This window comes from Pseudomonas fluorescens group sp. PF-69 (assembly GCF_054481235.1).
Genome location: NZ_JBTMNC010000001.1, coordinates 1,207,818 through 1,223,021 on the forward strand (window position 1 = coordinate 1,207,818; position 15,204 = coordinate 1,223,021).

Here is a 15,204-nt window from a genome sequence, read left to right on the forward strand (position 1 = left end):
AGCAAGCTCGCTCCTACAGGGTTTGGCAGCGTACACAGCTGCGCCATCGACTCTCCAGACAACAAAAAAGCCCCGACTCTCACGAGCCGGGGCTTTCTGTTGAAGCGCTACAACGACTTAGCCGTTGAACACGTCATCCACGCTTTTGAGCGGGTAGTTCTTCGGATACGGCAGGGTTGCCACGCCGGTCTCGATCGCAGCCTTGGCCACGGCATCGGAGATCAGGGTAATCAGACGGGCATCCATTGGTTTCGGAATGATGTACTCACGGCCGAATTCCAGCTTGATGCCGCCATAGGCGTCGCACACTTCCTGAGGCACCGGCAGCTTGGCCAGTTCGCGCAGGGCGTTGGCCGCAGCCACTTTCATTTCTTCGTTGATGCGCTTGGCGCGAACGTCCAGGGCACCACGGAAGATGAACGGGAAGCCCAGTACGTTGTTGACCTGGTTCGGGTAGTCGGAACGACCGGTGGCCATGATCACGTCGTTACGGGTGGCGTGTGCCAGTTCCGGGGAGATTTCCGGATCAGGGTTCGAGCACGCGAACACGATCGGGTTGGCCGCCATGGATTTCAGGCCTTCAGCGCTCAGCAGGTTAGGACCGGACAGGCCGACGAACACGTCTGCACCTTCCAGAGCGTCTGCCAGGGTACGTTTGTCGGTCGCGTGGGCGAAGACAGCCTTGTACTGGTTCAGGTCGTCACGGCCGGAGTGGATCACGCCGGTACGGTCAACCATGAAGATGTTTTCGATGTTCGCGCCCATGCTGACCAGCAGCTTCATGCAGGAGATCGCGGCAGCACCGGCGCCCAGGCAAACGATCTTGGCTTGCGCCAGGGTTTTACCGGCGATTTCCAGGGCGTTGATCATGCCAGCGGCGGTCACGATAGCGGTGCCGTGCTGGTCATCGTGGAATACCGGGATGTCGCACTGCTCGATCAGGGCACGTTCGATCTCAAAGCACTCAGGCGCCTTGATGTCTTCCAGGTTGATGCCACCGAAGGTGATGGAGATGCGCTTGACGGTGTCGATGAAGGCTTGCGGGCTTTCGGAGTCGACTTCGATGTCGAAAACGTCGATGCCGGCAAAGCGCTTGAACAGCACGCCCTTGCCTTCCATGACTGGCTTGGAGGCCAATGGGCCGAGGTTACCCAGACCCAGAATCGCGGTGCCATCGGAAATGACTGCAACCAGGTTGCCTTTGCCGGTGTATTTGTAGGCCAGTTCAGGGTCGCGAGCGATTTCGCGTACTGGTTCGGCTACGCCGGGGCTGTAGGCCAGCGACAGGTCGCGGGCGGTAGCGGTGGCCTTGGTGAGCTCGACGCTCAGCTTCCCTGGACGAGGATTGGCATGATATTCGAGAGCGGCAGTTTTCAAATCAGACATGGGGGCATTCCGCTTTTACTGTTGGACAGACTGGTCAGCGAGGATACGCGCCTCGCAAAATCCCCACAAGACTGACCGGTCACCCCTGTCAAGCGCCCTGCACTACGACTTTGGGCCAAGAGCCGCGAAACACAAGGGATAGACTGTTCACAATCGACAGAAAAAATGTCTACAATTTTTTATCAGTGCGCGACCTGAAGCATCGCCGGATCGGTCAATGGCAACATCCAGCGCGCCTGCCCCTCCTTGAGACCGCCCTTGCGCGAACGATCCAGCACCCAGCCGCGAGCCTCGACTTGCCTGCCTTTGAGGCCGTCAAGCGTGGCAGCGGGGAATCTGTCCAGCACATTGGGTGCAACGCGCAATACAACCGAATCCTGCAACTCGATCCAAACCCCGCCGCGATTGCGCTGAACCTTGCTCACACGACCGCTGAGCAGGGCAAAACCGGAGGCACTGATCTGATCCGCTTTCAGTACAGGTGACTGGCGCCACACGCCAAGGCCGGCCTGTCGGGCGCTGCGTTCTGCCGCTTGCTGACAGTCGACCAGATCGACATTCGGTGCGACCGCCACTTGAAAACCGAGGCCTTCGGCGAGCATTTGCGCTTCGAGGTTGGCACCATCGGCGCCGTAGACGTGGGCCAGGGTACGGCCGTAATGGTCCTTGCCTTCCTTGCCGGGGAGCAATCCGACCCGTCCGTCGCTCGCGGCCACCAAGGCTTCGAGACGCTTTCGCGCCGCCACGGCAAATGGTTCGTCGGAGCGGCCTTTCTTGCCCAGCTCCGGCGTATTCAAGCCGATCATGCGCACACTGCGACCATCCGTCAGGCGCAGCGTGTCACCGTCCACTACCCGCTGTACCGCGACCGATGCCAGGCCACTCGGTGCCGGGCAGAAGGCCTGGGCGCCGGAGAGCCAAATCGCGGACACAAAAAAGGCGCCCGCAAGGGACGCCTTTTTCATCAGCATGGAAAAACCGAAACGGCCTCCCAAGTTGATCGGCCTTAGGCCTTTTTCGCGCCGAAAGCACCGAAACGGTCTGCGAAACGCTGAACGCGGCCGCCAGTGTCCAGAGTCTTTTGCTTACCGGTGTAGAACGGGTGGCATTCGTTGCAAACGTCGATCGCCAGGGCTTTGCCGAAGGTCGAACGGGTTTCGAACTTGTTGCCGCAGCTGCAGGTAACAGCAACTGCTGGGTATTCTGGATGGATATCAGCTTTCATGGTGTCTTCCTCGGGCTAGCGTGCCGCCACCCAACACTATTGTTGAATACCGCACGTAATTAGGCCGCGGATTCTACCAGACAATGCCAATCACGCAAGCTGTCCCTGAGACCGACCGTCTGCTAGGCTCCCGAGCCAATACGCGATCCCCGGTGGGAGCGAGTCTGCTCGCGATAGCGGTGTACCAGTCGCGATGAATGCTGACTGACACGCCGTCATCGCGAGCAGGCTCGCTCCCACACGTTATGCGCCTAGCCCTTTTGTTGCCTGTTTATCGAGACTCCCCGCGTGCCCGACGCCATCCTGCGCCTCGCTTTGCCCTCGCCGCTGCGCCGCCTGTTCGACTACCGAGCTCCGGCCGGGGTCCTGCGCGCCCAGTTGCATCCCGGCATGCGCCTGCGAGTGCCGTTCGGCCGGCGGGAAATGATCGGGATTCTGGTGGAGGTCACCGACACCAGCGAAGTCCCGGCGGAAAAACTCAAGCCCGCACTGGCATTGCTCGATGCCACGCCGCCGCTGCCACCCGCCCTGTTCAAGCTATGCCTGTGGACTTCCCAGTATTACCAGCACAGTCTCGGCGACACCTTGAGCTGGGCGTTGCCGGTGCTGCTGCGCCAGGGCGAACTGGCCGAGGCGCGCCAGGAGCGTTTCTGGTCCGCCGCCCCCGGGGCCAGCCTCGATGACCCGCGCATCGCCCGCGCCCCGCGCCAACGTGAAGCGCTGGCGACGCTGGCCCAGCACCCCCACGGCGTCGCCCATCAGTTGCTGAGCAAGCTGATGCTGAGCAAGGACAGCCTCGATCTGTTGCTGGCCAAGGATCTGGTGCAGGTAGAGGTTCGCAAGCATGCCCCCGGCGCGCGCCACGAACACTGGCTGGCGCAGCCCGAGCTACCACTCAATCCGGAGCAACGCGCCGCTTATGAAGCGATCCGCGCCGGATTCGACAGTTATCACGCGTTCCTGCTGGCCGGCGTCACCGGCAGTGGCAAGACCGAAGTCTATTTGCAACTGATCCGCGAAACCCTGGAGGCCGGTAAACAAGCACTGGTGCTGATCCCGGAAATCAACCTCGGCCCGCAGACCCTGGCGCGCTTCGAACAGCGCTTCAATGCGCGTATCGCCCTGATCCACTCGGCAGTCAACGATCGTGAACGCCTCGACGCCTGGCTTGCCGCCCGCGACGGCGAGGCTGACATCATTATCGGCACCCGCTCGGCGCTGTTCACACCGATGAAGAATCCCGGCCTGATCATCATCGACGAAGAACACGACGGCTCCTATAAACAGCAGGAAGGCCTGCGCTACCACGCCCGCGACCTGGCCCTGGTGCGCGCCCGGCAGGAAAACATCCCGATCGTGCTCGGCTCCGCCACGCCCTCGCTGGAAAGCCTGCACAACGCCTACACCGGACGCTACGGCCTCCTGCGCCTGAACGAGCGCGCCGGTGGCGCCAAGCAGCCACGCTTCCTGCGCCTTGACGTAAAAAGTCGCCCACTGGACAGCGGCATTTCCGGGCCGATGCAACAAGCCATCGGTCAGACGCTGGCTGCCGGCCAGCAAGTATTGGTATTCCTCAACCGCCGCGGTTTCGCACCGACCCTGCTTTGTCACGATTGCGGCTGGATGTCCGAATGCCAGCGCTGCGATGCGCGAATGACCGTGCACCAGCGCCACGGCGAGTTGCGCTGCCACCATTGCGGCTACGTCGAGCGAGTGCCGCGCCAGTGCCCGAAATGCAACAAGGTCGATTTGCGTCCGGTGGGGGCAGGCACCGAACGGGCCGAAGAGCGACTGGGCATTTTGTTCCCCGACTACCCGGTTTTGCGGGTCGACCGCGACAGCACTTCGCGCAAAGACGCCATGAATCAGTTATTCGCGACCATTCAGAAAGGCCAGCCCTGCATCCTGGTGGGCACGCAAATGCTTGCCAAAGGGCATCACTTTCCACGAGTGACCCTGGTGTCGATTCTCGACGCCGACGGCGGGCTGTTCTCCGGCGACTTCCGTGCCAGCGAGCGCATGGCGCAGCTGATTGTCCAGGTCGCCGGACGTGCGGGACGCGCCGAAGAGCCGGGCAAGGTGATCATCCAGACGCATTTGGCCGATCACCCGTTGCTGGTGCAATTGACCGAACAAGGTTATTTCGCCTTTGCCGAGCAAGCCTTGAGTGAACGCCGGGCGGCAGGCCTGCCGCCGTTTGCGCACCTGGCCCTGCTGCGGGCCGAAGCGCACAAGCCGGGACAGGCCGAAGGATTTCTCGACGAGGCGTGCAGCGAGGCCGAACGCCTGCTGGCCGAACAGGGTTTGACCGGCATCGAATTGCTGGGGCCGGTACCGGCACCGATGGAACGCCGCGCCGGGCGCTATCGTGCACAGCTATTGTTACAGGCCACCGCGCGGGCGCCGCTGCATCGCTTGCTGGCCAGTTGGTTGTTGGTGCTGGAGCAGATGCCGAGCGGGCGGGCGGTGCGCTGGTCGCTGGATGTGGATCCGGTCGATTTGTATTGATTTGGGTACCGCCATCGCGAGCAAGCTCGCTCCCACAGTGGTTCTCGGGTGGAATTACAACGTGTATCCACCGCAAAACCTGTGGGAGCGAGCCTGCTCGCGATGGGGTCTTAATTGTCACCACACATCCACATCCTGCCTGCTAAGGTTGGCAAGCCCGTCTTCGCAACGGATAATGCCCAGTTTTTCCACCAGCGCACGATGCGCCGCCGCGCCAGCGGTCGAAAGAGAAGACCATGAAAGACACCATTCGCCAGCTGATCCAACAAGCCATCACCCAACTCGTCAACGAAGGTGTGTTGCCTGAAGGCCTGACGCCGGCGATCCAGGTGGAAAACTCTCGCGACAAGAAGAACGGCGACTTCGCCAGCAACATCGCCATGATGCTGGCCAAGCCTGCGGGCATGAAGCCGCGTGATCTGGCCGAGAAAATCATCGCCGCACTGCCGGCTGACGAAAACATCTCCAAGGCCGAAATCGCCGGCCCCGGCTTTCTCAACTTCTTCCAGAACACCCAGGCCCTGGCGACCCGCCTGGACGCCGCCCTGGCCGACGAGCACATCGGCGTGCGCAAGGCCGGCCCGGTGCAACGCACCGTGGTTGACCTGTCGGCCCCGAACCTGGCCAAGGAAATGCACGTCGGCCACCTGCGCTCGACCATCATCGGCGACGGCGTGGCTCGGGTGCTCGAGTTCCTCGGCGACGAAGTGATCCGTCAGAACCACGTCGGCGACTGGGGCACCCAGTTCGGTATGTTGATGGCCTATCTGCAGGAAAACCCGATCACCAGCGACGAGCTGTCGGACCTGGAAAACTTCTACCGCGCCGCCAAGCAACGCTTCGACGAATCCGAAGAATTCGCCGACCGCGCCCGCGGCCTGGTGGTCAAGTTGCAGGCCGGCGACCCGGACTGCCTGGCGCTGTGGACCAAGTTCAAGGACATCTCGCTGTCCCACTGCCAGAAAATCTACGAGCTGTTGAACGTCAAGCTGACCATGGCTGACGTGATGGGCGAAAGCGCCTACAACGACGACCTGATCAACGTGGTCAACGACCTCAAGGCCGCCGGCATGCTGGTCGAGAGCAACGGCGCCCAGTGCGTGTTCCTGGACGAGTTCAAGAACGCCGACGGCGATCCGCTGCCGGTGATCATCGTCAAGGCCGATGGTGGCTACCTCTACGCCACCACCGACCTGGCGGCCGTGCGCTACCGCAGCGGCAAGCTCAAGGCCGATCGCGCGCTGTACTTCGTCGACCAGCGTCAGGCCCTGCACTTCCAGCAAGTGTTCGCCGTGGCACGCAAGGCTGGCTTCGTGACCCATCCGATGGAGATGGAACACATGGGCTTCGGCACCATGAACGGCGCTGATGGCCGTCCGTTCAAGACCCGCGATGGCGGCACCGTGAAGCTGATCGACCTGCTGACCGAAGCCCAGGAACGCGCCTACACCCTGGTCAAGGACAAGAACCCGGAACTGGCCGAAGCCGAGCTGCGCAACATCGCCAAGGTCGTGGGCATCGGCGCGGTGAAGTACGCCGACCTGTCCAAGCACCGCACCAGCGACTACAGCTTCAACTTCGACCTGATGCTGAACTTCGAAGGCAACACCGCCCCGTACCTGCTGTATGCGTACACCCGTGTGGCCGGCGTGTTCCGCAAGCTCGGCAAGGACTTCAGCGAAGTCGACGGCCAGATCGTCCTCGAAGCGCCGCACGAACACGAACTGGCGGCAAAACTCGCGCAATTCGGTGAAGTGCTGAACAACGTGTCCGAAAAAGGCACGCCGCACATTCTCTGCACGTACCTGTACGACGTCGCCGGCCTGTTCTCCAGCTTCTACGAGAACTGCCCGATCCTCGCCGCCGACACCCCGGCGCAAATGCAGAGCCGCCTGCGCCTCGCCGCGCTGACCGGACGCACCCTCAAGCAAGGCCTGGAACTCTTGGGCCTGGAAACTCTGGAGCGTATGTAAGTTGGCTGCCAAGAAAAAACCTGCACCCAAGCGTGGCGCCAGCCGTTACCAAGCTCCAGCGAAGCAGCCGATTCCGGGTTGGTTGTGGATGGCCATCGGCCTGACGGTCGGCGCATTCATCGTATTCCTGATGAAGCTGGAGCCGGGCAAGGGCAGCGATACGGTCAAACGCGAGAAGGTAGAGCAACAGCAGCAGAAAGCCACCAAGATCGCCGAGGCCAACAAGACCCCGCCGAGCCCGACGCAACCGGTGAAGCCGAAGTACGACTTCTACACCTTGCTGCCGGAATCGGAAGTCATCGTGCCGCCGGATGCCGTGCCGGAAAAAACCCTGCCGACGCCACAAGTGCCGGCCGTTCCGACGACGCCGGTTACGCCGGCGGAAGCGGCGAAGATCGACACCGCCCGCGCCCAGGCGGCGCTGTCCGGTATCACGCCACCGCCCGCGCCACCCGTCACCAAAGCCGCGCCGGTGACCAAGTTCTTCCTCCAGGCGGGTTCGTTCCGCAAGCAAACTGACGCCGACAAGGTTCGTGCGCAGATCATCCTGCTCGGCCAGGCGGTGGCGGTTGAATCCGGCACAGTGAAAGACGAGACCTGGTATCGGGTTCTGGTCGGACCGTTCAGCAACCGCGAACAACTGACCACTGCCCAGAAACAACTGGCCGGCGCCGGCTTCAGCAATCTGTTGTTACAACAGCGCCAAAGCCGCTGATCCGCCGTAGTGGGCAACACCAGGTTGCCCACTCTCTCTGTGGCGAGGGAGCTTGTCCCCGCTGGGGTGCGAAGGCAAATTCGGAACAGAGCAGCCAAACACCACTCGTCCCCTCTCCCACCCCACAGTTGAAATCCACTCCACCACCCCCATATGAGTGGGCATAAGGCATTTTCGCCCCGCTGCGTGGAGACTCTTCCCTTGACCACCATCGTTTCAGTTCGCCGCCACGGCAAAGTCGTCATGGGCGGCGACGGCCAGGTATCCCTTGGCAATACCGTGATGAAAGGCAACGCGAAAAAAGTTCGCCGCCTGTACCACGGGCAGGTCATCGCCGGTTTTGCCGGTGCCACCGCTGACGCCTTTACCCTCTTCGAACGTTTCGAAGGCCAGCTGGAAAAGCATCAGGGCCACCTGGTTCGTGCCGCCGTCGAACTCGCCAAAGAATGGCGAACCGACCGTTCCCTGAGCCGCCTCGAAGCCATGCTCGCCGTCGCCAACAAAGACGCCTCGCTGATCATCACCGGCAACGGCGATGTGGTTGAACCTGAAGACGGCTTGATCGCCATGGGCTCCGGTGGCGCTTACGCCCAGGCCGCCGCCAGCGCACTGCTGAAGAAAACCGATCTGTCGGCCCGGGAAATCGTCGAGACCGCCCTGGGCATTGCCGGCGACATCTGTGTATTCACCAACCACACCCAGACCATTGAGGAGCAGGACTGCGCCGAATAAGCCCGTGCTGGCCATCGCGCCACGGCTCATTCTTGCCTGAGGTCCGCCAAATACTATGTCCATGACTCCCCGTGAAATCGTCCACGAACTCAATCGCCATATCATCGGCCAGGACGATGCCAAGCGCGCCGTCGCCATTGCCCTGCGCAATCGCTGGCGCCGGATGCAGCTGCCCGAAGAGCTGCGCGTTGAAGTCACCCCGAAAAACATTCTGATGATCGGCCCGACCGGTGTCGGTAAAACCGAAATCGCCCGTCGCCTGGCCAAACTGGCCAACGCACCGTTCATCAAGGTCGAAGCCACCAAGTTCACTGAAGTCGGCTACGTCGGCCGCGACGTCGAATCGATCATTCGTGACCTGGCCGATGCGGCGATCAAGCTGCTGCGCGAACAGGAAATCATCAAGGTTCGCCACCGCGCCGAAGACGCCGCTGAAGAGCGCATCCTCGACGCGCTGCTGCCACCGCCGCGCATGGGCTTCAGCAACGACGATGCCCCGACCTCGGATTCCAACACCCGTCAGCTGTTCCGCAAGCGCCTGCGCGAAGGCCAGCTGGATGACAAGGAGATCGAAATCGAAGTCGCCGAAATGGCCGGCGTCGACATTTCCGCGCCACCGGGCATGGAAGAAATGACCAACCAGCTGCAGAGCCTGTTCGCCAACATGGGCAAAGGCAAACGCAAGAGCCGCAAGCTCAAGGTCAAGGAAGCGCTGAAACTGGTGCGCGACGAAGAAGCCAGTCGTCTGGTCAACGATGAAGAGTTGAAGGCCAAGGCACTGGAAGCGGTCGAGCAGCACGGCATCGTGTTCATCGACGAAATCGACAAGGTCGCCAAGCGCGGCAATGTCGGCGGCGCCGATGTGTCCCGCGAGGGTGTGCAACGCGACTTGCTGCCGCTGATCGAAGGCTGCACCGTCAACACCAAACTGGGCATGGTCAAGACCGACCACATCCTGTTCATCGCCTCGGGCGCTTTCCACCTGAGCAAGCCGAGCGATCTGGTGCCTGAGCTGCAAGGTCGTCTGCCGATTCGTGTCGAACTGAAGGCGCTGTCGCCGGAAGACTTCGAACGCATCCTCAGCGAACCGCACGCTTCGCTCACCGAGCAATACTGTGCACTGCTGAAAACCGAAGGCCTGACCATCGAGTTCCAGCCAAGCGGCATCAAACGCATCGCGGAAATCGCCTGGCAGGTCAACGAAAAAACCGAAAACATCGGTGCCCGTCGTCTGCACACACTGCTTGAGCGCCTGCTTGAAGAAGTGTCGTTCAGCGCCGGCGACCTGGCCAGTGCCCATGACGACAAGGCGATCCAGATCGACGCCGACTACGTCAACAGCCACCTCGGCGAATTGGCGCAGAACGAAGACCTGTCCCGTTATATCCTGTAAGCAACACTTGTAGGAGCGAGCTGGCTCGCGATGAACCCGAGAGCGACGCGTTTGTTCAGACAACACGCGTTATCGTTAACGTCCATCGCGAGCCAGCTCGCTCCTACAGGGTTCCACCCCTAACGGAACTCAGGTCATGACCCAACTCCCCACCGACATCAAACTGCACAAAGCCTCGAAAACCCTGACGCTCAAATATGCGTCCGGCGAGGAATTCACCCTGCCCGCCGAATTCCTTCGCGTGCACTCTCCTTCCGCCGAAGTCCAGGGCCACGGCAAACCCATCCTGCAATTTGGCAAGATCAACGTAGGCCTGAGCAAGATAGAACCGGCCGGTCAGTACGCACTGAAATTGACCTTCGACGACGGCCACGACAGCGGCCTGTTCACCTGGGAATACCTCTATGAACTGGGGCGACGTCATGACGCACTCTGGGAGGATTATCTTGCCGAGCTCAAAGCCGCCGGAAAAACCCGCGACCCGAACGAATCCGTCGTCAAGCTGATGCTCTAGCCTGAGCCTCTTGCTCTTTAGAGGGCATTTTCTAATTTCATCTGTTTGAATGCTTGGCCGTAAGGTCAGTCATTGGCCTGCTTGCGAAAAAAATTAAACTCGGGTAACCAATGGAGCTGGCAAGTTCCCTGCAGTGTTCTCTGCGAAACAAAAGCAGCGATGCAGCACTAACGGTCACCCGAGCAGTAGTACCTGGCATTCGCTGTGTAACTGCACAGCAGGCCCCGGGTACTCGTCTCAGGACAATGGAGCGTCGTAGATGAGTAACAAGAATAACGATGACTTGAAGTATCAGGCCTCGGAAAACACCTTGGGACTGAATCCTGTCGTTGGACTGCGTGGAAAGGATCTACTGGCTTCTGCTCGAATTGTGCTCAGGCAGGCCATCAAACAACCGGTGCACAGCGCCAGGCATGTTGCGCACTTCGGCCTTGAACTCAAGAACGTGCTGTTCGGCAAATCCACACTGCAACCGAGCAGCGATGACCGTCGCTTCGCCGATCCGGCCTGGAGCCAGAACCCCCTCTACAAACGCTATCTGCAAACCTACCTGGCGTGGCGCAAGGAACTCCACGACTGGATCGATGACAGCAAACTCTCGGCCAGTGACGCCGCTCGCGGGCACTTCGTGATCAACCTCATGACCGAAGCCATGGCCCCGACCAACACGGCGGCCAACCCGGCGGCCGTCAAACGCTTCTTCGAAACCGGCGGCAAGAGCCTGCTCGATGGTCTTTCGCATATGGCCAAGGACCTCGTGCATAACGGCGGCATGCCGAGCCAGGTCAACATGGGTGCGTTCGAGGTCGGCAAGAGCCTCGGCGTGACCGATGGCGCGGTGGTTTTTCGCAACGATGTGCTGGAGCTGATCCAGTACAAGCCGATTACCGAGCAGGTCCACGAGCGTCCATTGCTGGTGGTGCCGCCACAGATCAACAAGTTCTACGTTTTCGACCTGAGCCCGGACAAGAGCCTGGCGCGGTTCTGCCTGCGCAACAATGTGCAGACCTTCATCGTCAGCTGGCGCAACCCGACCAAGGAACAGCGCGAATGGGGTCTGTCGACCTACATCGAGGCGCTCAAGGAAGCGGTCGACGTGGTCACCGCCATCACCGGCAGCAAAGATGTGAACATGCTCGGCGCCTGCTCCGGTGGCATCACCTGCACCGCCCTGCTGGGCCACTACGCGGCAATCGGCGAGAACAAGGTCAACGCCCTCACCCTGCTGGTCAGCGTGCTCGATACCACGCTGGACAGCGATGTCGCCCTGTTCGTCGACGAGCAGACCCTCGAAGCCGCCAAGCGCCACTCCTACCAGGCCGGCGTACTGGAAGGCCGCGACATGGCAAAAGTCTTTGCGTGGATGCGTCCCAACGACCTGATCTGGAACTACTGGGTCAACAACTACCTGCTGGGCAACGAACCGCCGGTGTTCGACATCCTGTTCTGGAACAACGACACCACCCGATTGCCCGCCGCGTTCCATGGCGACCTGATCGAGATGTTCAAAAACAACCCGCTGATTCGCCCCAATGCACTGGAAGTGTGCGGCACGCCCATCGACCTGAAGCAGGTCACGGCCGACATCTTTTCCCTGGCCGGCACCAACGACCACATCACCCCGTGGAAGTCCTGCTACAAGTCGGCGCAACTGTTCGGCGGCAATGTCGAGTTCGTGCTGTCCAGCAGCGGGCATATCCAGAGCATCCTGAACCCGCCGGGCAATCCGAAATCCCGTTACATGACCAGCACCGAAATGGCTGCCAATGCCGAAGAGTGGCAAGAGAATTCCACCAAGCACACCGACTCCTGGTGGCTGCACTGGCAGGCCTGGCAGGCCCAGCGTTCGGGCGAACTGAAAAAGGCCCCGGCGAAGCTGGGTAACAAGGCTTATCCGGCGGGCGAGACTGCGCCAGGCACATACGTACACGAGCGGTAACTGACACACCCCGCTCCTCCTGTAGGAGCGAGCTCGCTCGCGATGGACGTTAACGAAAACGCGTGCTGCCTGAATTAACGCGTTGCCTTCACGTTTTTCGCGAGCAGGCTCGCTCCTACAGGGGGTCGGGGATGAATTCATAAACAGGGCCAGAAGCATGCCGCAACCGTTCATATTTCGTACCGTCGACCTGGATGGCCAGACCCTCCGCACGGCGGTACGCCCCGGCAAGCCTCACTTGACGCCCTTGCTGATTTTCAACGGCATCGGCGCCAACCTGGAGCTGGTGTTTCCGTTCGTCGCGGCACTGGACCCGGACCTGGAAGTCATCGCTTTCGACGTGCCCGGTGTCGGTGGCTCTTCGACGCCGAATCGACCGTATCGCTTTCCGGGCCTGGCCAAACTGACGGCACGCATGCTCGACTACCTCGATTACGGGCAGGTCAATGTCATTGGTGTGTCCTGGGGCGGCGCCCTTGCCCAACAGTTCGCCTACGACTATCCGGAGCGCTGCAAGAAACTGGTGCTGGCCGCCACTGCGGCCGGCGCGGTGATGGTGCCGGGCAAGCCGAAAGTGCTGTGGATGATGGCCAGTCCGAGGCGCTACATCCAGCCCTCGCACGTGATCCGCATTGCACCGATGATCTACGGCGGCTCATTTCGCCGCGACCCGACACTGGCCGCGAGCCACGCGGCAAAAGTGCGTTCGGCAGGCAAGCTCGGTTACTACTGGCAACTGTTTGCCGGCCTCGGCTGGACCAGCATCCACTGGCTGCACAAGATCAATCAGCCGACCCTGGTACTGGCGGGCGATGACGATCCGTTGATCCCGCTGATCAACATGCGCCTGCTGGCCTGGCGGATTCCCAATGCCCACCTGCACATCATCGATGACGGCCATCTGTTTCTGATCACCCGCGCCGAAGCGGTGGCGCCGATCATCATGAAATTCCTCGAAGAAGAACGACAACGCGCCGTGATGCATCCGCACCCGGCGCCATTGGGCGGCTAGCGGCTCATTGACGGGCGGCAGGACGCCGCGCCGCGCAACAACCCGAAACAGCGTCTATGGTGTTTTGGTTCGGTTGTGTGTTTTTGGCCTGAAGACGAAGGAGTGTTGACTCATGCGTGACAAACCAGCGCGGGACACTTTGCCCACTCCCGCCGCGTTCATCAACGCACAGAGTGCGATTACCGGCCTGCGCGGCCGGGATCTGATTTCGACCCTGCGCAGCGTTGCCGCCCATGGCCTGCGCAACCCGGTGCACAGCGCACGGCACGCCCTGAAACTGGGCGGGCAGCTGGGCCGTGTGCTGCTCGGCGAGACCCTGCACCCGACCAATCCACAGGACAGCCGTTTCGCCGACCCGGCCTGGAGCCTCAACCCGTTTTACCGTCGCAGTTTGCAGGCCTACCTGGCTTGGCAAAAACAGGTCAAGAGCTGGATCGACGACAGCAACATGACCCCGGACGATCGTGCCCGCGCGCATTTCGCCTTCGCCCTGCTCAATGATGCCGTGTCACCGTCCAACAGCCTGCTCAATCCACTGGCGATCAAGGAGATCTTCAACTCCGGCGGCAACAGCCTGGTGCGCGGGATCGGTCACCTGGTGGATGACTTGCTGCACAACGACGGCCTGCCCCGGCAAGTCACCAAACAGGCTTTCGAAGTCGGCAAGACCGTCGCCACCACCACCGGCGCCGTGGTGTTTCGCAACGAGTTGCTGGAGCTGATCCAGTACAAGCCGATGAGCGAAAAGCAGTATTCCAAGCCGCTGCTGGTGGTGCCGCCGCAGATCAACAAGTACTACATTTTCGACCTGAGCCCGCACAACAGCTTCGTCCAGTTCGCCCTCAAGAACAGCCTGCAAACCTTCGTGATCAGCTGGCGCAACCCGGATGTGCGTCATCGCGAATGGGGCCTGTCGACCTACGTCGAGGCGGTTGAAGAAGCCATTAATGTGTGCCGGGCGATCACCGGTGCACGGGAGGTCAACCTGATGGGCGCCTGCGCCGGCGGGCTGACCATCGCTGCGTTGCAAGGTCACTTGCAAGCCAAACGGCAACTGCGCCGGGTCTCCAGCGCGACGTATCTGGTGAGCCTGCTCGACAGTCAGCTGGATTCACCAGCAACCCTCTTCGCCGACGAACAGACCCTGGAAGCCGCCAAGCGGCGCTCCTACCAGAAAGGCGTGCTCGACGGTCGCGACATGGCCAAGGTGTTTGCCTGGATGCGCCCCAACGACTTGATCTGGAGCTATTTCGTCAACAACTACCTGTTGGGCAAAGAACCCCCGGCGTTCGACATCCTCTACTGGAACAACGACAACACGCGCCTGCCCGCCGCGCTGCATGGCGACCTGCTGGATTTCTTCAAGCACAACCCGCTCACCCACCCGGGCGGCCTGGAGGTGTGCGGCACGCCAATCGACTTGCAGAAGGTCACCGTCGACAGCTTCAGCGTGGCCGGTATCAACGACCACATCACACCGTGGGACGCGGTGTATCGCTCGACGCTGCTGCTCGGGGGTGATCGCCGCTTCGTGCTGTCCAACAGCGGTCACGTGCAAAGCATCCTCAACCCGCCGAACAACCCGAAAGCCAACTACGTCGAGAACGGCAAACTGAGCAGTGATCCGCGGGCCTGGTACTACGATGCCAAGCACGTCGATGGCAGCTGGTGGATCCCGTGGCTGAGCTGGATTCAGGAACGTTCGGGGGCGCTAAAGGAAACCCAGATGGCCCTCGGCAACCAGAACTATCCACCCATGGAGGCGGCGCCCGGTACTTACGTGCGCGTGCGCTGACACTCAACGACC

At 61.3% G+C, this 15,204-nt stretch carries 12 protein-coding genes; 9 read left to right on the top strand and 3 right to left on the bottom strand.

Annotation, left to right across the window (positions count from 1 at the left end; genetic code table 11):
- Positions 1-117: 117 nt before the first annotated feature.
- From ACX3YF_RS05445 to rpmE, 3 genes are all read right to left on the bottom strand, one after another.
- On the bottom strand, positions 118-1,386 hold the full coding sequence (locus tag ACX3YF_RS05445; RefSeq protein WP_130207287.1) for a malic enzyme-like NAD(P)-binding protein: 1,269 nt from the start codon (positions 1,384-1,386) through the stop codon (positions 118-120).
- Positions 1,387-1,568: 182 nt separating this feature from the next.
- A complete protein-coding gene (locus ACX3YF_RS05450) occupies positions 1,569-2,357 on the bottom strand; it encodes a thermonuclease family protein (protein ID WP_458973505.1) in 789 nt (262 codons plus the stop codon).
- A gap of 35 nt (positions 2,358-2,392) precedes the next feature.
- A complete protein-coding gene (rpmE, locus tag ACX3YF_RS05455) occupies positions 2,393-2,611 on the bottom strand; it encodes a 50S ribosomal protein L31 (protein ID WP_008047849.1) in 219 nt (72 codons plus the stop codon).
- Positions 2,612-2,899: 288 nt separating this feature from the next.
- On the opposite strand from rpmE, the gene ACX3YF_RS05460 reads away from it, so the two are divergent.
- The 9 genes from ACX3YF_RS05460 to phaC (ACX3YF_RS05500) all read left to right on the top strand — a co-directional run bounded on the left by ACX3YF_RS05460 (position 2,900) and on the right by phaC (ACX3YF_RS05500) (position 15,192).
- Complete coding sequence (locus ACX3YF_RS05460) at positions 2,900-5,119, top strand: primosomal protein N' (RefSeq protein ID WP_204149629.1); 2,220 nt, start codon at positions 2,900-2,902, stop codon at positions 5,117-5,119.
- Between the two features lie 236 nt (positions 5,120-5,355).
- Positions 5,356-7,092 carry an arginine--tRNA ligase gene (argS, locus tag ACX3YF_RS05465; RefSeq protein WP_130207293.1) on the top strand — a complete coding sequence of 579 codons (1,737 nt, stop codon included), beginning with the start codon at positions 5,356-5,358 and terminating at the stop codon, positions 7,090-7,092.
- Between the two features lies 1 nt (position 7,093).
- Entirely contained in the window at positions 7,094-7,807 is a 714-nt protein-coding gene (locus ACX3YF_RS05470; RefSeq protein ID WP_090465652.1) for an SPOR domain-containing protein, read from the top strand.
- A gap of 201 nt (positions 7,808-8,008) precedes the next feature.
- The gene (gene hslV, locus ACX3YF_RS05475) at positions 8,009-8,539 is read left to right on the top strand and encodes an ATP-dependent protease subunit HslV (protein WP_007975582.1); all 531 of its coding nucleotides are present in this window, start codon (positions 8,009-8,011) and stop codon (positions 8,537-8,539) included.
- A gap of 55 nt (positions 8,540-8,594) precedes the next feature.
- Positions 8,595-9,932: an ATP-dependent protease ATPase subunit HslU gene (gene hslU / locus ACX3YF_RS05480; protein WP_130207295.1), complete on the top strand. Its 1,338-nt coding sequence runs from the start codon at positions 8,595-8,597 to the stop codon at positions 9,930-9,932.
- 136 nt (positions 9,933-10,068) lie between these two features.
- The gene (locus ACX3YF_RS05485; RefSeq protein WP_130207297.1) at positions 10,069-10,446 is read left to right on the top strand and encodes a gamma-butyrobetaine hydroxylase family protein; all 378 of its coding nucleotides are present in this window, start codon (positions 10,069-10,071) and stop codon (positions 10,444-10,446) included.
- Between the two features lie 259 nt (positions 10,447-10,705).
- Positions 10,706-12,385: a class II poly(R)-hydroxyalkanoic acid synthase gene (gene phaC, locus ACX3YF_RS05490; RefSeq protein ID WP_458973506.1), complete on the top strand. Its 1,680-nt coding sequence runs from the start codon at positions 10,706-10,708 to the stop codon at positions 12,383-12,385.
- Positions 12,386-12,542: 157 nt separating this feature from the next.
- A complete protein-coding gene (gene phaZ / locus ACX3YF_RS05495) occupies positions 12,543-13,397 on the top strand; it encodes a poly(3-hydroxyalkanoate) depolymerase (RefSeq protein ID WP_448645664.1) in 855 nt (284 codons plus the stop codon).
- Between the two features lie 112 nt (positions 13,398-13,509).
- Complete coding sequence (phaC, locus tag ACX3YF_RS05500) at positions 13,510-15,192, top strand: class II poly(R)-hydroxyalkanoic acid synthase (RefSeq protein ID WP_458943803.1); 1,683 nt, start codon at positions 13,510-13,512, stop codon at positions 15,190-15,192.
- The last annotated feature ends 12 nt before the right edge of the window (positions 15,193-15,204 follow it).